The sequence below is a fragment of the Streptomyces sp. NPDC005799 genome, assembly GCF_040630525.1.
In the GTDB taxonomy this organism is placed as follows: Bacteria; Actinomycetota; Actinomycetes; order Streptomycetales; family Streptomycetaceae; genus Streptomyces; species Streptomyces griseorubiginosus_B.
Map to the genome: position 1 here is coordinate 119,765 of NZ_JBEXXQ010000011.1, position 17,748 is coordinate 137,512.

12 protein-coding genes and 4 pseudogenes are annotated in these 17,748 nt (G+C 69.3%); 7 read left to right on the top strand and 9 right to left on the bottom strand.

Annotation, left to right across the window (positions count from 1 at the left end; translation table 11 throughout):
• Positions 1–190: 190 nt before the first annotated feature.
• From ABZ453_RS13485 to ABZ453_RS13505, 5 genes and pseudogenes are all read left to right on the top strand, one after another.
• Positions 191–520, top strand: coding sequence for a hypothetical protein (locus ABZ453_RS13485; RefSeq protein WP_359014770.1), 330 nt, complete (start codon positions 191–193; stop codon positions 518–520).
• Between the two features lie 24 nt (positions 521–544).
• Complete coding sequence (locus ABZ453_RS13490) at positions 545–811, top strand: type II toxin-antitoxin system VapB family antitoxin (RefSeq protein ID WP_359014651.1); 267 nt, start codon at positions 545–547, stop codon at positions 809–811.
• On the top strand, positions 808–1,221 hold the full coding sequence (locus ABZ453_RS13495) for a PIN domain nuclease (RefSeq protein ID WP_359014652.1): 414 nt from the start codon (positions 808–810) through the stop codon (positions 1,219–1,221). Before ABZ453_RS13490 ends, ABZ453_RS13495 begins: the two co-directional genes overlap by 4 nt.
• Positions 1,222–1,401: 180 nt before the next feature.
• Positions 1,402–2,115 (top strand): annotated as a pseudogene (locus tag ABZ453_RS13500) (MMPL family transporter); the annotation flags it as partial.
• Between the two features lie 170 nt (positions 2,116–2,285).
• Positions 2,286–3,437: a histidine kinase gene (locus tag ABZ453_RS13505; protein WP_359014654.1), complete on the top strand. Its 1,152-nt coding sequence runs from the start codon at positions 2,286–2,288 to the stop codon at positions 3,435–3,437.
• 503 nt (positions 3,438–3,940) lie between these two features.
• On the opposite strand, the gene ABZ453_RS13510 is transcribed toward ABZ453_RS13505, so the two are convergent.
• The 7 genes and pseudogenes from ABZ453_RS13510 to ABZ453_RS13540 form a co-directional block, all read right to left on the bottom strand.
• Complete coding sequence (locus ABZ453_RS13510; protein WP_359014655.1) at positions 3,941–5,569, bottom strand: MFS transporter; 1,629 nt, start codon at positions 5,567–5,569, stop codon at positions 3,941–3,943.
• Positions 5,570–5,663: 94 nt separating this feature from the next.
• The gene (locus ABZ453_RS13515) at positions 5,664–6,707 is read right to left on the bottom strand and encodes an NAD(P)/FAD-dependent oxidoreductase (RefSeq protein WP_359014658.1); all 1,044 of its coding nucleotides are present in this window, start codon (positions 6,705–6,707) and stop codon (positions 5,664–5,666) included.
• 648 nt (positions 6,708–7,355) lie between these two features.
• Entirely contained in the window at positions 7,356–7,871 is a 516-nt protein-coding gene (locus ABZ453_RS13520) for a DUF302 domain-containing protein (protein ID WP_359014659.1), read from the bottom strand.
• Positions 7,872–7,930: 59 nt separating this feature from the next.
• On the bottom strand, positions 7,931–8,809 hold the full coding sequence (locus tag ABZ453_RS13525) for an alpha/beta hydrolase (protein WP_359014662.1): 879 nt from the start codon (positions 8,807–8,809) through the stop codon (positions 7,931–7,933).
• A 104-nt stretch (positions 8,810–8,913) separates the two neighbouring features.
• Positions 8,914–10,397: pseudogene (locus tag ABZ453_RS13530) on the bottom strand (ATP-binding protein).
• A complete protein-coding gene (locus tag ABZ453_RS13535; RefSeq protein WP_359014664.1) occupies positions 10,394–12,034 on the bottom strand; it encodes an FAD-dependent oxidoreductase in 1,641 nt (546 codons plus the stop codon). The pseudogene ABZ453_RS13530 and the gene ABZ453_RS13535 overlap by 4 nt, the downstream one beginning before the upstream one ends.
• A gap of 113 nt (positions 12,035–12,147) precedes the next feature.
• Positions 12,148–12,848, bottom strand: a pseudogene (locus ABZ453_RS13540) (SDR family NAD(P)-dependent oxidoreductase).
• Positions 12,849–13,051: 203 nt separating this feature from the next.
• Here ABZ453_RS13540 and ABZ453_RS13545 point away from each other — a divergent pair.
• Complete coding sequence (locus ABZ453_RS13545) at positions 13,052–13,675, top strand: TetR/AcrR family transcriptional regulator (protein WP_359014666.1); 624 nt, start codon at positions 13,052–13,054, stop codon at positions 13,673–13,675.
• Positions 13,676–13,803: 128 nt separating this feature from the next.
• Here ABZ453_RS13545 and ABZ453_RS13550 read toward each other — a convergent pair.
• A pseudogene (locus ABZ453_RS13550) lies at positions 13,804–13,899 on the bottom strand (helix-turn-helix transcriptional regulator); the annotation flags it as partial.
• A gap of 513 nt (positions 13,900–14,412) precedes the next feature.
• Here ABZ453_RS13550 and ABZ453_RS13555 point away from each other — a divergent pair.
• Positions 14,413–14,568 (top strand): hypothetical protein, encoded by a 156-nt coding sequence (locus ABZ453_RS13555; protein WP_359014668.1) that lies wholly within the window; start codon positions 14,413–14,415, stop codon positions 14,566–14,568.
• Positions 14,569–14,628: 60 nt separating this feature from the next.
• Here ABZ453_RS13555 and ABZ453_RS13560 read toward each other — a convergent pair whose 3' ends face one another.
• Positions 14,629–17,433, bottom strand: a complete 2,805-nt coding sequence (locus tag ABZ453_RS13560; protein ID WP_359014670.1) for a M36 family metallopeptidase — start codon at positions 17,431–17,433, stop codon at positions 14,629–14,631.
• Positions 17,434–17,748 lie beyond the last annotated feature (315 nt).

The following is a 17,748-nucleotide window of genomic DNA, read 5'->3' on the forward strand; positions in this document are numbered from 1 at the left end:
CGCCCGGCACTGGTCAGCCTCACCGAGGACGGCACACCGGTCGAGACCTCGTGGGCCGGCCTCCGCCACCAGGTCGCCGCGCTGAGTACCACGCTGCGCGAGTCACGCCGGCGACGAGACGTCGATGCGGGAGGTGTACCGCACGGCCCTGCGCATCCGACGCAACCACCCCGCCCTCGGCGACGGCCGCATGACCTGGCTCGACCCCCGCCAGACGTCCTCGCCTTCCATCGCAACCTTCGGCCTCACGTGTGTCGTCAACCTCTCGACCGAGCCATTCCAGCTGCCCGGCCACACCGCGATCCTGCTGGCCAGTGGTCCCGTCGAAGACGGATTGCGAACCCGACCACGCGGTCTGGCTCAAGAAACAGCGGCCTCCATATGGAGCACCCCCTCAATCCGCCAAGGCCTGTCCGGTGTCCACTCCCCACCGATCGGCCAGGCCCTGGCCCGCACAGCTCCGCGACCGCAACCAGAGAGAAGATACAAAAGATCTTGTATCTTGATACACTCGTCCTGATACATTCGCATGGAGGAGGACACCATGAGCCGTACGGTCATCGATCTCGACGACGATGCACTGGAAGCAGCAGCCAGAGAGCTCGGCACCTCCACCAAGCGCGACACCATCAACACCGCGCTGCGGGAAGTCACGGCCCGCTACCGGCGCCTGCGCGCACTCGACGAGGCCCGGGAGCTGGTGGCCGAGGGAGCTTTGGACATCGACCTGCTGATGGACAAGCGCGCGTACCGCCCCACGAGCGCGGGCGCGACGGCGACCGAGGGCCGCGGCGCCGGAGCGGAAGAGTGACCGTCGCCGACTACCTCATCGACATCTCCGCCCTCGCCCGCGTCCTGCTCCGCCAGAACACCACCGAATGGGACGACAGGATCGCCGCCGGCCTCGTCGCGATCTGCGACCTCACCGAACTGGAAGTCCTCTACTCGGCCCGTTCCTCCACGGACCGAGCCCGCTTGAAAGCCGCACTCGACGCCGCCTACACCTGGTGCCCCATGCCCGACGGCGTCTACCGCCGCTCCCGCATCATCCAGGACCAATTGACGGCCAAGGGAGAACACCGCAGCGCGGGTCCCGTCGACCTCCTTGTGGCGGCCGCCGCGGAAGAAGCGGGACTCACCCTGCTCCACTACGACCGCGACTTCGAAACCATCGCCCGCACGACGGGGCAGCCGGTCCGCACGATCGACCTCAGGCAGTAGAACTCGCGCGGCGCCGACCGGGGCACCGAGCTTCTCACCGACCGGCCGCCCGGCGGTCACATCGAGGCGGACTGGGCCGTTTCCGCGCAGATCATCCACCGGCACCCAAGGCCACCGGGCAGCACTTCCGGATCCTCGTATCCAGCCAGCGTCCAGGATTCGACGTTCAGACGCTCGCACACCGCGCTGAACATCGACGTCGCCGCCAAGCTCTCCCACGCCCTGGTGCCCTACCTCGCGGTGGTCGTGGGTCTCGCCCTGGTGCTTCTGCTGCTGGTCTTCCGCTCACTGCTCGTCCCGCTCAAGGCCGTTGTCGGTTTCCTGCTCAGCCTGTGCGCCACCCTCGGTGTCGTGGTCGCGGTCTTCCAGTGGGGCTGGCTCGCGGGCGCCCTCGGCGTCGACCAGAGCGCGCCGATCACGAGCATCCTGCCGATCTTCCTGGTCGGTGTGGTGTTCGGGCTGGCCATGGACTACGAGGTCTTCCTCGTCACCCGGATGCGGGAGGCGCACGTGCACGGGGCCGAGCCCACCGAGGCGGTCGTCGCGGGCTTCCGGCACAGCGCCCGGGTGGTCACGGCCGCGGCGATCATCATGATCTCCGTCTTCGGCGGCTTCCTCCTGGACGACGTGCTGCTGGTCAAGTCGATCGGCCTGGGCCTCGCCTCCGCCGTCCTGTTCGACGCCTTCGTCGTCCGGATGACCCTGGTGCCCGCCGTGATGACGCTGCTCGGCCGCCGTGCCTGGGCCCTGCCGAAGTGGCTCGACCGCTTCCTGCCCAACGTGGACGTCGAGGGCGAGAAGCTCCGGCACGCCCTCGCCGAGCAGCAGGACGCCGACCTGGAGTCCGACGGGCGGCACGAGTCGCTGACACCCACGTCACCCGGCCGGAGCTGACCGGACGGCCGTACGATCCGGTCCAGGGCCAGGCAGGCAACCCCCTGACCGGCCCTGGGCAGCCGGGCCCGGGCCGGATCGCACCCCGGCCCACACCCATACCCCGCCCGCCGGTCCCACTTCCCCCGGGGACCAGCGGGCGGTCCTCCCGCACCACGGAGGTGTACGCAGTGACCTCACCGCCGACAGTGGAACGGGTCGGCGAGCCCGAAACCCTGCTGGGCGACTCCGAGCACCGCATGATCGTCCGGCTGCTGTCCTGGTTCGTCCGGGTGAACCGGGCCGACCAGGCCCACCCGCGGGTCAGGCACTGGGGACTGCCCGTCCTCCAGGTCATGTTCGGGATCCCCGCCCTGGCGAAGGCCGTCGACGGTTCCGGGCCCGGCGTCCCCACGGTGGCGGCGCTGGTGATCGGGCTGACCGTCCCACTGCTGTGGCGCGAGCGCCGTCCCATGCCGGTCTTCGCCGTCATCGCGGCCGTGTCCGTGGCGGACATCGCCACCGGTGTCATGGCGGGCTCCAACGTCAGCCGTCTGGTAGCCCTGTACAACGTGGCCCGTCTCGGGACCCCGGTCCAACTGACCGTCACCCTCGCGGTCAGCCTTCCCGAGGCGGTCGTGACCGGCCTGGTCTTCTCGTCGTACGGGCCGACGTCGTATTTCACCAAGGTCCCGGCCATGGTGACCGTACTGGTCGTAAGCACCATCGCGGCGGTCGGACTGGGGCTGGCCGGCCGGGTCGCACGCGCTTACATCGCCGCTCTGGAGGACCGGGCCGTCCGCCTGGAGACAGAGCGTGATCAGCGGGCCCGCCTCGCGGTGGCCGACGAGCGCGCCCGGGTCGCCCGCGAGATGCACGACATCCTCGGCCACACCCTGTCGGTGATCGTCGGCCTCGCCGACGGCGCCGCCGGCCTCGCCGAGACCTCACCCCTCGCCGACTGGACGCCCCTTCCCCACGCCCGCGGCGGCCCCGACCTCTACCTGACGGCGGTCACGCAAGGACGCGCTGGGCCGTTTCCAGTACGGGCCGTTATCCCAGCAATCACCTCGGCCACCGCACCCTCGGACGGACCACCGCACCCACACGCCGCCCAGAACAGAGGGCCAACTCGAAGATCACCAGACGGCACTTGCGATTCCTCGCGTCCAGCCAACGTCCAGAATCGGGCGTCCAGCCCCTCGAAAACGTCGGCTACCGAGGGGTGTCCAACGCCTGGGCCATCGCATCAGAGCAGGTCAGAGCGATTCGAACTAACGCCCACAACCTCGGAGTTGAAGTCACGAGCAGCCGATTCCGCCTCGTTGCACCAAAGCCCTTGATCCGCACGCCCGATGAGACGTTTCCGCAGGTCACAGGCATGCATGGTGGGGCGGGTGGGACTCGAACCCACGGCCGACGGATTATGAGTCCTTTGAGGATCTTGGCGACCCTTGTCGATCATTGCTCATCTTGGCCGCTTTCCCAGGTCAGGAGCAGTTTGGCACCTCAGTCCTTCCCTGCCCTTGTCGGTCTTTTCCGATCCTTGCGTCCAACCTGCGTCCAGAACGCGTCCTGGAAAGACAAGTCAAACCGGCTTCCGGGGCGATCGCTCCAGCTCGGCAACGGCCTTGGACGCGCGAGCAGGGGATTCGCCTTCCACCGCGCATAGTTCGCGCCGGCGCCGAGGGGCATGCGTGGACCGTGGACCAGGCCCGCGCCATGCGCGTCTCGCGCCACCGGGCTCCTGACCGACGCGCCTGGCGGGTGATCCGGCGGAGGCGGTGCCACTCGCTCCGGCGGGCGGGCGCGTCCCCGTCGATCCGGTGGACGCCCCGTCGGCGATCTAGCGGGGGGACCCGGTGTGCTCCCGCACAGTCGCCGTCCCGCTCGCCGTCGCCCCGGCCTCCGGCTCGGCATCCTTCTTCGCGAACCAGCGCCGACTCGGGAGGACCGCGAGGACGATCAAAGTTCCGGCAGCCATGATGATCCCGCCGATGAGGCTGGTCTGGGCGACTCCGTGGGCGAATGCCTGGTGGACGGCGTCCACGGCGGCCTGGGCCTGCTGGGGCCCGACGGAGGGATCCTGCGCGACCCGCTGCGCGACGGCCAGGCCGGCGCCGACCGAGTCCTTGGCGGTCTCCATCGCCTCCGCCGGGAGCCGGTTGCCCACCAGGTCGGTCAGCTCGTCCCGGTAGGCCGTGCCCAGCAGCGAGCCCAGCACCGCGATCCCCAGCGCCCCGCCCAGCTCCAACGCGGTGTCGTTGACACCGCCGCCGACGCCCAGCTCGGACTCGGGGAAGGAGCCCATGATCGTGTCGGTCGCCGGGGAGATGGCCAGACCGAGCGCGAGGCCCAGCATCATCAGCGGCACCAGAAAGTCCCCGTACGTCGACCCCTTGTCGATCTGGGTGAGCAGGAACATGCCCGCCGTGCCGATGGTCAAGCCGGTCACGGCCATCACCCTCACCCCCAGCTTCGGGGCGAGCACCCCGGTCACCGCGGACCCGAGGAACACCGCTCCGCCCAGCGGCAGCAGCCGTAGGCCTGTGTCCAGAGCGTCGTAACCGAGGACGAACTGCATGAACTGCGTCGCGTAGTAGAGCACGGCGAACATACCGAAGAAGAACATCACCGTGAGCATCGAGCCGGTGAAGGGCCGCAGCGCGAACTTCCGGACGTCCAGCATCGGGTGCGGGTGGCGCAGCTCCCAGGCGACGAAGGCGACCAGACCGACACCGGCGACCACGGCGGCGGTGACGGGGCCGACGTCCCAGCCAGCATGCGGGCCCTCGATGGCGGCGTAGATCAGGGAGCCGACGGTCACGATCGACAGCAGACCACCGACGTAGTCGATCCGGCCCATGCCCTCCGCCTTGGACGGCGGTACCAGGGCGAGCGCGCCGAACACGGCGAGGACGGCGAACGGCACGTTGATCAGGAAGGTCGAGCCCCAGGCGTGGTCCTCCAGCAGCCAGCCGGAGACCAGCGGGCCGAAGGCTACCGCCACCCCGGAGGTCGCGGCCCAGGCGGTGATGGCCTTGGACCGCTCGCTGCGGGGGAAGGTCGCGACCACCAGGGACAGCGTGGCCGGCATCACGACCGCGGCACCGACACCCATGATCGCGCGAGCCACGATGACCAGCGCGGTCTCTTCGACCAGGCTCCCCATCACCGAACCGCCGGCGAAGATCAGCAGACCCAGCACCAGCGCGCCGCGCCGGCTGTACTTGTCGCCGATCGCGCCCAGCACCAGCATCAGCGCCGCGTACGGAACGGTGTAGCTGTCGACGACCCACTGCAGATCACTGCTGCTCAGGCTCAGGTCGGTGGTCATGTCGGGGGCGGCGACGATCAGTGACGTGTTCGCCATCACCGTGATCAGTAGGCTCAGGCACAGCACGAGCAGCGCCCACCAGCGCCGCGCGTAAGGCCCGGTCATTTTCTCCACGGGGGTGTTCGCAAGGAAGGACATCAGTGGCTCCTGAGGGGAACGGGGCGGACGCGCGGGATCACTTGACTGCCCGTGAGGCGAGCGGGCGACGGGCTGAGATCTCCGGACTTGAAGATCACGCTGTGGCCCCTTGTCGGCTTCCCTCGGCGATCCCCTGGAGGGCCGCGTCGGTGTCCGCGACGGCCAGCACCTTGTTGATGTCGATGCCGGCCAGCGCGCCGGCCGCTGCGGAGGCCCCGACCTGGGCAACCGGATCGGTGACGTTGCCGGCCACCCACACACCCGGCACCTCGGTGGTGCCGTCCGGGCCGGAGGCGAAAGCGCGGCCCGTCGGCAGGTCCTGCACCGGCAGGCGAAGACCTTCCAGGCCCTGGGTGCGGGCCTGCATCTGCGGGGCGACCGCGAGGACGCGGCGGGCCACGACCTGGCCGTCGGCCAGGCGCACGCCGGCGAGGGCACCGTCATCGCCGCTGAGGACCTCGGTGACCGGGGTGTCGATGACGCGGATGCCGCGGGCGGCGAAGCGGGCGCGGCTGTCCTCGTCCAGGTCGGTGCCGTGGGTGAAGTAGGTCACGTCCTCGGTCAGCTGGCGGAACAGGAGCGCGTGGCCGATGGATGCCGAGCCGGTGGCGAGGATGCCGATGGGCTCATCGCGCACCTCCCAGCCGTGGCAGTACGGGCAGTGCACCACCCTGTGTCCCCAGTGCTCGGCGAGGCCGGGCACTTCGGGCAGCACATCCTTCAGGCCGGTGGCCACCAGGATGCGGCGGGCGGTGACGCTGCGGCCGTCGGCCAGTGTGACGGTGAACCGCAGGTCCCCGTCCGCCGACGGGGCGGCGGACTCGGCCGAGACCACTTCACCGAACACGACGCGTCCGCCGTACTGGCGCACCTGCTCCCGGCCCCGTCGAAGGAGTTCGGACGGCGGGGTGCCGTCCAGGGCGAGGAGGCCGTGCACGGCCTCCGCGGGCGCGTTGCGCGGGGAGCCGCTGTCGATCACGACGACCGAGCGGAGGGAGCGGGCCAGGATCAGTGCACCGTTCAGCCCCGCGGCGCCCCCGCCGATCACCACCGCGTCGACGGTCTCCTCGGGCAGAGCGTCGCTCGCGTACGGAGGAGTCGCCACGGCCACGGCCTCCTGCCTTTCCTGATCAGTCATGGTTCGGTCAGTCCTTCGAGTTCTGGGTGGTTGGAGCGGGCAGCCGTTCAGGAAGCGCAGGATGCGGGCGGCGACCGTCTTGGGCTGTTGTGAAGAGTCCGGCCCCGGTTTGCTGGGGTCGTTCGTGATGTACAGATCCAGTACGTCGATGAACACCGTCGCCGGGATCGTGAGGATCAGAGCGTGCCTTGTCGGCCTGGAGGGCATCGCAACGCCAGGCGTGCACGCAGCCTGTCCGGTGAGCTCAGGACCGTTGTGTACTAAACAGTCAGAAACCTAAGCGGTTCTGTACCGAGTTGTCAAATACGGCAGGCTGGCCCTCGCTCACCACGGCGCTGCCTGGAATGTCGAGGATGGGCTTCTTGGTGATCGCACGCCTGGTAGGCAGCAGCAATGCGCCGACCAGGGCGGGGCACCTGCATACGCCCGCGAGCATCAAGGCCTGCTTGGGCCGTGCTCGGCAGCGGGCCCACACGGTTGTGAGGGACTCCCGCAGCAACGTGGCAGTCCTGCCCGAACAGGCCGCGTCGGCGGCGATGCCCCTCACCGGAGGGGGCGGTCCGGCAAAACCGTCCCTGATGGGCCGCTGCACTCCCACCGGCGTCTCTGACCAGGTCAGACAGCGAAACGGTGCTGGGGCGCCAAGGGTCAGGCCGTGATCAGCTCCGGTGGTACCGGCAGTGTCATGAGGTGAAGCAGTTCAGCGACTTTGGCGTCGAGTTGTGCTCCGACCTCGGCAATGCGGGGATCGCCGAAGCTGGCGAATTTGCTCGACGGCTGGTCGATGCTGAACTGCACGCTGCCGGAGGCGGTCTCGTAGATCGCGGTGCGCAGCGGGGCGTACAGGATGATGCCGGGGTCGTGCCGGAACATGGTTTCGGCGATGACGTTGTTTCCCATCATGTAGGTGACGGCGCGGTGCTGATGTCCCGAAAGCCGCATCACCGGCATCGGGTCCAGGGTCCAGAAGACGGCGAAGGAATGGGGGGTGCGGTCGGCGGTGTATGCCTGCACCCGTGCGAGGTCACCTGTTGCGATCATTTCGACGAGTTCGGCGAAATCGATGGCGGGTACCAGCGATTCGTAGCGCCGGCGGACGTCATCGAAGGAGTCGTCGGTGTCGATGACAAGGCGGTTGACGAGGTGGGAGACGGCCTGAGGCATGGCGCTTCCTCACGTCCTGACGGGGATGGGCGGCGGGTGCCGATAGCTGCTGGGTCAGGTCAGGCCGCGTCGAGCAGGATCCGCGCCATCTCGTCGGGGCGCTCCAAGGCGGAGAAGTGTCCGGTACGGGGCACGGTGATGCGGTGGACGTCCGTCAGCGCGTTGGCCACGCGGTCCCGCTCGGCGGGCCGGGACCAGTCGTTCTCGCTGTAGACGAGGGTGACGGGTGCCGACACGCGGGGATAGCGTTCGCGGGCCCGGTCGAATCCCTTGAGGCTGCGGAAGATCCCTCGGGACACCTTGTCGTAGCCCTTGCGGCGGCCGCTCCTCAGTAGCTCGGTGATGAAGTCCTCGGGCAGCTTGGTCTTGTCGACGTAGCCGCCCTGCAGAATTGCGCGAAAGACGGGCCGCGGCTCTTGGGTGGCGAAGAAGGGGCCCACCACGGGCATCCGCACGCTGGAGATGATGAGGCGGGCGATCCGGTTTCCCCGCTCCCCGCCCTGGGGGTAGTCGTAGCTGTTGAACGCCACGACCCGGCTGACCCGGTCCTTCAGGTCGATCGATGCCGACAGGGACAGGGCGCCCCCGAGCGATTCGCCCGACAGGGTGACGTCGTGGAGGTCCAGTCCTCTGACGAATTCGACTACCGCAGCCCGCAGTTGCGGCTCCTCGTACTGTGTGCCGGGGACGATGTCGGACCATCCCATCCCGGGCAGATCCAGCGCGTAGACCGTGTAGTGGTCCCACAACAGCGGGATCACCCGCTGGAAGTAGTCGAGTTGGCCGCGCACGGTGTGCATCAGAACGAGGGCGGGGCCGGTGCCCACCATGTAGTAGCGCAGCCGAGAGCCATCGGAGCGGGTGAAGAACCGCACCTCGCCGCGGCCGTTGCTCCAGGTTCTCGCGTACGTCGCGTCGGGAGACTCGTTGCGTTCCATGGTTCTGCCCTCTTCGGTGAGGAGAATGCCAAATACCGGCATTCACACTGTGTGACTGGTTCGTTAAGTTGATCAGGTGCAGGGAGGTGCGGTCGCCCCCTTGGTCACGAGGGCTCCTGAGCCGGGTCGGAGACGGTGTCGGGCTCGATGCCAGGGCCGGTGGCGGTGAGGGGGAGCAGCACCTGGAAGCGGGTGTCGCCCGGTACGGACTCGACTTTCAGGTCACCGTGGTGCTTGTTGACGACGATCCGCCAGGAGATGTCGAGCCCCAGCCCCGTGCCCTCGCCGACCGGCTTGGTGGTGAAGAACGGGTCGAAGATCCGGCCGCGGATCTCGGCCGGCACTCCCGGGCCCGTGTCGCGGAACTCCACCACCAGCCGGTCGTGCACCACAGCGGTGCGTACGGTCAACGTCCCTTCCCCGCCCGCGCTCTTGATGGCGAAGACCGCGTTGTCGATCAGGTTGGTCCACACCTGGTTCAGTTCGGCCGGGTAGGCCGGAATCCTCGGCACCGAACGGTCGTACTCCTTCACGACCTTGACCTCTGGACCGATCTTGCCGGACAGCATCAGCAGCGTGCTGTCGAGGAGTTCGTGGACATCGGCGACCTGGTAGGGCGCGCGGTCCAGCTGCGAGTACTGCTTGGCGGCGTCGACGAGGTGCGAGATACGGGTGGTGGAGTCCTCGATCTCGGACATCAACAGCTCGGTCTCGACCGTGTAGGTGAGGCACTCGATGGCGCTCTGCAGGATTTCCTGCTCGTCGACGGCCGCCGCGATCTGCTCCAGCCAGTCGACGTCGAGACCGCCCTGTACGAAGGTCGGCGCGATCTGCCAGCCGTTCTGGACGCCGTGGTCGTCGAGCCAGTCGGCGAGTTCGTCCTCCCGGTCGAAGGCTTCGAGCGGGCTCAGTGCCGGCGCCTTTGAGACCCGCTCTGCCGTACGCTCCTGGAGGTCGAGCAGGGCCTTCAGGGCGTCGCCGTGGTAGGGGCCCGAGGCGATGGCGCTGAGCTTGTGGCGCAGTGCGCGGTCCGGTCCCTGAGCGACGAGGTGGCCCGTACGGCGGCCGCGGCCGGGTTGTTGAGCTCGTGGGTGAGACCCGCGGACAACGAGCCCAGCGCCAGCAGCCGTTCGCGCTGCCCGACGGCCCGCTGAAAGGTCTGCGAACCGAGGAAGAGCCCCTCCAGGAGATGGATCGCCATCGGAAACCACTCGTGCATGAAGTGCGCGAACGATTCGGCGGGCAGGACGAAGAACCGCGTCGGCTCGGTCACCCGCAGCGAGTTCATGTACCGCTGCGGTTTCCCGTCCCCGACGTACGCCCGCACGGCCCCCGCGTACACCCCTGGCTGGGACGTGCGGCTCACCTCGATGTCGTCGCCGCCCACCCGGCGCGACATGACGACCGTGCCCTCGATCATCACGTAGAAGCAGGCCGCCGGGTCACCTTCGGTGAACACCGGCCCGGGGTCGAACAGTTCGACCCGTCCCTGGCTGCACAGCCTGTCGATCTGATCGGAACTCAGCCTCTCGAACAGGAACAGCGAGCTGATCTCCGCCGCGCTGCACGGCATCAGCCGCCCGCTCACGACTGCTCCAGATACCGGTGTACGAGCATCACGGCCATGGCTCCCTCTCCGACGGCGGACGCGACCCGCTTGGCGGACTCCGCGCGCGCGTCCCCGGCGACGAACACGCCGGGGATGTTGGTCTCCAGGTGGTACGGCGGCCGGTCCAGCTCCCAGTTGGCCGGTGGCCGCCCGTCGGCGGTCAGATCGGGCCCGGCCAGGACGAACCCGCGCTCGTCCCGCAGCACCGTGCCCTCCAGCCAGTCGGTGAGCGGGGCCGCGCCGATGAACACGAACAGCCACTGCGCGTCGACGCGTTCGGTCTCGCCGCTGGTCGTGTCGCGCAACGTCAGCTGCTCCAGGTGGCCGTCGCCGTGCGCGGCCTCGACGACCGTGTGGGCCCGGACGAAGATGTTCGGCGACTCGGCGATCTGCTGGATCAGGTAGTGGGACATCGACGCGGTGAGGTCCGCTCCGCGCACCAGCAGGGTGACCGACTTGGCGCCCCTGGACAGGTACATCGCCGCCTGCCCGGCCGAGTTGGCGCCGCCGACGATGTACACGTCGTGGCCCTGGCAGGCGGCGGCCTCGGTGAGCGCGGACCCGTAGAACACCCCGCGGCCCGACAGCTCGGTGGCACCCGGCGCCTCCAACTGCCGGTAGGACACACCGGTCGCCAGGATCACGCTGTGCGCCGCGATCTGCGACCCGTCCGCGAACCGTACGAGCCGCGCCGCCCCGCTGCTCTCCAGTCCGGTCACCTCCCGGGCGGTGAGGATCTCGGCGCCGAACTTGGTGGCCTGGCGTCGCGCCCGGTCGGTGAGCTGGCCGCCGGACACCCCGTCCGGGAAGCCCAGATAGTTCTCGATCCGCGAACTCTGCCCGGCCTGCCCGCCGGTCGCCAACCGCTCCACGAGCACCGTACGCAGGCCCTCCGAGGCCCCGTACACGGCCGCGCCCAACCCCGCCGGGCCGCCGCCGATGACGACCAGGTCGTAGAAGTCGGCCGTGGGTGTGGTCGCCAGCCCCACGTGCGCGGCGAGTTCGGGCACCTCCGGCTCGACGAGCGCCGTACCGTCCGCCGTGATCACCACCGGCAGCCGCTGCCCGTCTTGCCCGGCGGCCGTGAGCAGCCGCTGCCCCTCGGGTTCCTCGGTGGAGTACCAGCGGTACGGCACTTGGTTGCGGGCCAGGAACTCCCGTACGCCCGACGAGCGCGCCGACCAGCGGTGTCCGATCACCTTGGTGGCGGGCACGGGCCGATGGTCGCTGGACCGCCATGCCTCCAGCAGGTCGTCGAGCACCGGGTAGAGCTTCTCCTCCGGCGGGTCCCACGGCTTGAGGAGGTAGTGGTCGAGGTCGACGACGTTGATCGCGTCGATCGCCGCGTTCGAGTCCGCGTACGCGGTCAGCAGCACACGCCGGGCGCCCGGATAGACGTCCAGGGCCTGTTCGAGGAACTCGATGCCGTTCATCTGCGGCATGCGGTAGTCGGCCAGGATCACCGCGACCAGGTCACCGCGCAGCTTCAGCTCCCGCAGCGCCTCCAGCGCGGACTCGCCGGACTCCGCGCGCACGATCCGGTACGGGGCGCCGTAGCGCCGCCGCAGGTCGCGGGCGACGGCCCGGGACACCCCGGGATCGTCGTCGACGGTCATGATGACGGTCCGCGCAGCGTCCAAGAGCGGTCGGACCGGAGATGCTGATGCTGGCTTCGGTGTCTCTGGTTCGGACATGTGCGTCTCCTCGGGCGCCGCCCCGTACTGCGGGGTCAGCCGGCCAGTCGGTTGAGCTTGCGGATCTGTCTGTCGAAGGCGCGCGAGGGCACGATCCGGCGCAGGACGCTGACGCGTTTGGCCATCGGGCCGGCGGTGTACCGGAGCCTGGGCTTGGATTCGGTGGCGGCCGCGACGATCACCTTCGCGACGACGTCCGGGCCGTCGGCGTTGCGCACGGCCGTGGCCAGCACGTCTCGGGAGACCTCCCGCTGTGCGGCGTAGACCGGCAGGGGCGAGTCGGGTGCCATGCTGCTCGTCTCGAAACTCGTGTTTGTGTAGGCCGGCTCGACCAGCAGCATCCGGACGCCATGCTCGCGAAGCTCGTGGTCGACGGACTCGGAGTAGCCCTCGACCGCATGCTTGGCGGCGGCGTAGACGGCCATGAAGGGGGCTGGGATCAGGCCCAGTACCGAGGAGATGTTGACCACGCGGCCACTGCCCTGGGCGCGCATGTGGGGCAGCACCGCGTTCGCCATCCGCATCACGCCGAAGACGTTGATGTCGAAGACCTCCATGGCCTGTCGTCGGCCACGTCGAGATCGAGGAAGGTCACCCCGGCGAGCGGCTCGGCGTTCGCCGCGTTGCGGCTCGTGCCGACCACCGCGAAGCCGGCGCCCACCAGAGCGAGCGCCGCCGCCCTCCCGATCCCGGAGGAGGCGCCCGTCACAAGGGCCACGGGGGGACCTGTCTGCATGGTGGTTCCTTCGGTTGCGGTGATGACTTCGTCGGGCGCTGTGCGGGGTCACCCGCGCTGAGGCCGACACGGTCCGCATCGGTCCTGATAGCCCGGGCAAGCCTGTCCGGCGAGCTCAGGACGGTTGTTTACTGAACAGTCCGAAACCTAGGCAGTTCTGTACTGAGTTGTCAAGAAGGGTGGGTCGGCTTTACGGTCTTTGTATGGCGAGACCACGAAGCTTCGACCGCGACCACGTCCTCCATGCTGCCGAGCGGCAGTTCCGCACCTCGGGCTACAACGGCACGAGCGTCGACGACATCAGCGCCGCCACCGGCCTGGGCCGCGGCAGTCTCTACGGCGCGTTCGACGGCAAGCACGGCGTGCTGCTGGAGGCGATGGCCGGCTACTTCGGCCGGCTGGCGCAGGGTCCGCGGACGATGCTCGCCGGACCGGACGAGGGCGCCCTGGAACGACTGCACGCGTACTTGCTCCGCGCCGTCCACGGGGTGCCGCTCGCCGCCGACGTACCCCCCGCCTCCGACCGGGCGGGGGCGGCCTGCTTCGCCGCCAAGATGGCCCTGGAGATCGGCGCCTCCGACCCCGAGGTGAAACGCCTGGCCAACGAGTGCTTCTCCGTGGTCCGGGCGGCGGTGGCCGATTGCCTGCGAGCGGCGCAGCGCAACGGCGACATCGACCCCGACGCGGATCCCGACGACCTCGCGTACCTTCTGCTGACCATCATCCGCGGGAGCGATGTCGTGGGCGCGTACGGCCACAGCCCCGAGCGCCTGACCTCAATCGCGGAGAGCGCGTTCGCCTTGCTGCCTCGCCCGCGCCACCACTGAGAAGGGCACCGGGACGACCAGTGCGGGTGGCGGTGAGGTGGGCCCCGTGCCCTCGGGCGATGACTGGGTGCCCATCGGCCCGGGGGCCATTCCACCCACCCTGAGGAAGCAACATCCATCGACGTGCGGGCGACCACCGCCTCGAAGTGGGCGCTCGCTCCCAGCTTGCGCATTGCGCTGCGCAGATACGACTTGACCGTTTCGGGCAGCAGCCGCACCTGCTGCTTTCGCCGGCGACCTCAGCGCCGAGGCCGACTACGGCTACCGCGTTGGCGGCCTGCGGTCCCGCCACCGGGCGAAGCACCGCGTACAGCAGTACGTATCCGGCGGTGCTGACGGCTCCCACGGCGCCGAAGCGCAACAACTGGCCGGTCAGGCCGTCCTGCGGCGCGTCGGCGCTCCGGCTCAGCCCGGCCGTCGGGAGCGTGCCGCGGACCAAGTCCCGGCCGATCCTGGCGATGCCGCGCGGGTCGGCCGGCGCCGTGGGCAGGACGTCGACCCGGCTTGTCGTGGTCGCCAACCCGGTCGATCGCCTCCTCGTGGATGCGCAGCCCGGCCCGCCCGGCAATCACCAGCAGCTGCGGGATGCCCGGCCGCTCCGGTGGCCGGTAGGTCAACTCGTCACCGGTGGGGGCCATGCTCCGCACGTGGTACGGACTCGCTCCGTCTGTCGGGGCCAACAGCATGTCCGGCAGGGCACGGACGACTGCTTCGGTGGAGTGGCCGTCCGAGATCGCGTGGCTGCGAGTGAAGAGGAGGAGCGCCGCCCCGGCGCCCGGGTCGTGGACGAGGTGCAGTCGCCACAGCGGGTCGCCGGTCGCCAGGACGAACGCGGCTACGTCTTCCTCGGTACAGCCGGCGCAGCAGCCCCCGTCATACGGCTCCGCAGCTGATTGCCGGGACAGGTCCTGGTGGAGCAAGTGGCACGGTCGGCCAAGAAGCAGGGCTCATACCTAACCCCTCGTTCCGTAGACCGCCAGCTCGGAGCTGCTGATCAAGTAGCAGCCGAGGTCGATCGAGCCGGGGGGACAGGGCCCGGCGTCCTGGGCCTGCGTGGTGAGCATCGTGTACCGGATGTACCCGACGCCGTTGCCGGTGCCCGCGGCCAACAGCACCTGGGTGGGCGTCGTCGTGCCCTGAGGGACGGCGCCCGTCGCGGCAGTGGTCCACGTCGTGCCGTCCGTGGAGGTCTCCACCTGGTAGTGGCCGATCCCGACGCTGGGGATCGGGAAGCAGCTCGGCGTCGGGTCGATCACCAGTTGTGCGATGTCGACCTTCGCCGCCAGCTTGAGCACGACGGTTCGCCCTTCGGGAGCGACCGTCGTGACCCAGCCCGAGTCCCGCGACTGGTCGATCAATTTGCTCGGGCCGCAGCGCGGACTGAAATCGGGCCCGGTGAAGCCGACCACCGAGCCGCCGCCGGCCGCCGCCGCCCAGTTCCGGTGGACCGTCCAGTCCTGGCGCAGCGTGTGCGACGGTATGGACAGCGTTGTCTGCTCAGGGTCGTATCCACCTCCGCGGGCCATCACCTTCGCGTACGTGCCGGGCAGGATCCCGGAGATCGTATAGGTGCCGTTCGCTGCCGTGGTGGCGACCAGGCCGCCCGCGAAGCCGGAGGCGTGACCGCCGAAGGCGATCGTGACGCCACCGGCCGGCGCGCCGGTGTTCCGGTCCGTGACCGTGCCGGTGAGCGTGCCACGCGGCGTGTTCGCCGCCGGCGGCATCGAGAAGTCCTCGACCGGCTCGGTGTCGTCGCTGTCGGTCACCGCGGCGAAGTAGCCCATGCCGCGGTGGGCGAAGACCCGCCAGATCTTCTTCTGCAGCTTCCCGCCGTTGACCACGAGGTCGGCCTGGAGGATCGAGTTGCGTTCGTCCAGGAAGGACGGGGTGGCCGGGGACAGTTCCATGGCCCGGGTGATCAGCGACTCGGCCTGCGTGCTGCCGACGGCCTTGCGCAGGTCCCACAGGGTCTGTGCCCAGATCTCGCCGTCGTCGTGCGGCTCGGGGTAGCCGCTGATGCGGCCGTAGTCGCCGTAGGTGAAGCCACCGGAGCCGACCGTCGGGCTGCCCGGGCAGACCTCGGCCGGGGCACCGACGGTGCAGTCGAGCGGCTCCGTGCGGATCGTGCCGCCACTGGTCACATACTTGCCGACGCGCACGTCACCGATGGCCTCCGTGTCCTTCTCCAGGCCCTTGTTGACCAGGAAGTCCTCGGCGTACCAATCGCTCCACCCCTCGCCCATGGCGCCGGCCTGCGCGCCATCGAGGGTGGAGACGCCGCTCGTGTCGACCACGAGCCGGTTCGACAGGCCGTGCGTGTACTCGTGGTAGACCACGTCCGACTCGTCGCCGGAGTTGGCCGCGGGGACCACCGAGGACGGCTTGAAGAGGTACATCTGCATGCGCGGCGGGGTGCCGTCCGGAGGCGTGCTCATGTTCGCGTTGTTGACGTGATTGGCGTCGGGCAGGCCGTCGGCCGTGTCCGCGCCGTCGTCCGACTCGCCCCGCACGGCGTCCCCGTCGGCCGCTTCGAAGTTGCCGGCCGTACGGGTGAAGCCGATCGGCCGTGCCAGCAGGTGGTCGTGGAAGGTGCCCAGGAAGTTGAACATCTGCACCGCGTTCTGGGCCCGGTTGACTCGCCACGAATTGGCGGTCTTCGGATCCCATGAGCACTTCAGGGCTGCCGAACAGGTTCCACCGACGGTATCGCTGAAGTCGGCGAACGGGTAGTCGAAGCTGCCCTTCGCGGCCGGGGACACCTCCTCCTCCGGGTCGGCGATGCCGTTGTCGTTGACGTCGGAGTAGACGTGCGCGTTGTAGCCGACCAGGCGCGGCGAGCCGTCCGGCAGCCAGTCGCTCAGGTCTACCCGCCGCTGCTTGCCGCCGACGGCCGCGCCCGGGTAGTTGGCGAACGCCCGGCCGGTGTCGGCCTCCACGGTGTTGTGCCGGTAGAGGACCCGGCCGTTCGTCGCGTCGATGACGTGCACGAAACCGTCGTCGAGCAGGAGCGTCTGCCAGGCGAGCCGAGGTCCGTCCGCGGTCTGGAACCACACCTGCTTGACGTTGCCGCCGTCGCTGAAGCCGGTCGTTCTCTGCGGGCCGAACGCGGCCTTGGTGACCCTCGCCGACGTGCCGGCGACGTCCTTGACGGCGATGGCGCGCGCGGCGATGGCGGTGAGTCTGGCGCTGCCCACGGCTACCGGAAGATGTTTGACGGGTGCGCCGTCCACCTGGATCAGTCGGCCGTCCTTGGCCACGTGGGCCTTGAGGCCGTTGCCGAAGACGGGGACGCCACCGACGGCCTGCACGAAGCTGAGGTGGTGGGTGCCCTCGATGTCGACGTAGTCCCGGCGCAGTGTGAGACCGGCGACGGCCTTCGCGTCCAGGCCGAAGACGTCGGTGTGCGCACCGACGTAGCCAAGCGCGATGGTGGCCGGCTTCTGCCTGCTGGCGGCGGTCAGGAATCCGTCGGTCCTGGCGACCCGGCGCGGGGTGCCGGTGGCGTTGTCGATGTCGACGATGCCCTGTACGCCGAGCCGGTCACGCAGCTTCTTGACGACGACCGGCGGCGGCCCTGAGTTCGCGGACCGGCCGAAGGCTGCGGGCAAGCCGCCTCCGCTGCCCAGAGCGTCGCGACTGTCATAGTCGGCGTGTTGTAGCTGTTGCTGCCGGCCGGTGGCGCCGGCGGGGTTCGGTGCGGCTTGTACGGTGACCGACAACAGGCCGGCCAGCAACGCGATGCCGGTGGCAGCCGCCACCCTCGCCCGCCGTCTCGCCGACGGTCCTAATACCTGTCTCAACTGTGCCCCTCTCCATCGGGCTCGGTTCAGCCCAGAGCTGGAGAGGAAGCCTCTGCCGACCGCGCCCACTTGTGTGGCCCCGTTGAGGGCTTATGGTCGCGGTGATCGAAAATATTAAATAGTCATGTTCATGCAAATCACTTCCAGTCGGTGCACGGTTCGGTACAACCACTCAATTACCTGCGTCCCTCGGTGAGTTGATACTGCGACACGCCACCGAGATCCTCCGGGCCCAGAGCACTGCGGAGACGATGCGGCGCCTGTCTGACGCAG

What these genes read in the sequence shown, in the direction of transcription:
- ABZ453_RS13510 (WP_359014655.1), bottom strand. Translation starts at nt 5,569, where the DNA reads ATGTCCTTCCTTGCGAACACCCCCGTGGAGAAAATGACCGGGCCTTAC.
- ABZ453_RS13545 (WP_359014666.1), top strand. Translation starts at nt 13,052, where the DNA reads ATGGCGAGACCACGAAGCTTCGACCGCGACCACGTCCTCCATGCTGCC.
- ABZ453_RS13515 (WP_359014658.1), bottom strand. Translation starts at nt 6,707, where the DNA reads ATGACTGATCAGGAAAGGCAGGAGGCCGTGGCCGTGGCGACTCCTCCG.
- ABZ453_RS13490 (WP_359014651.1), top strand. Translation starts at nt 545, where the DNA reads ATGAGCCGTACGGTCATCGATCTCGACGACGATGCACTGGAAGCAGCA.
- ABZ453_RS13525 (WP_359014662.1), bottom strand. Translation starts at nt 8,809, where the DNA reads ATGGAACGCAACGAGTCTCCCGACGCGACGTACGCGAGAACCTGGAGC.
- ABZ453_RS13485 (WP_359014770.1), top strand. Translation starts at nt 191, where the DNA reads ATGACCTGGCTCGACCCCCGCCAGACGTCCTCGCCTTCCATCGCAACC.
- ABZ453_RS13535 (WP_359014664.1), bottom strand. Translation starts at nt 12,034, where the DNA reads ATGACCGTCGACGACGATCCCGGGGTGTCCCGGGCCGTCGCCCGCGAC.
- ABZ453_RS13520 (WP_359014659.1), bottom strand. Translation starts at nt 7,871, where the DNA reads ATGCCTCAGGCCGTCTCCCACCTCGTCAACCGCCTTGTCATCGACACC.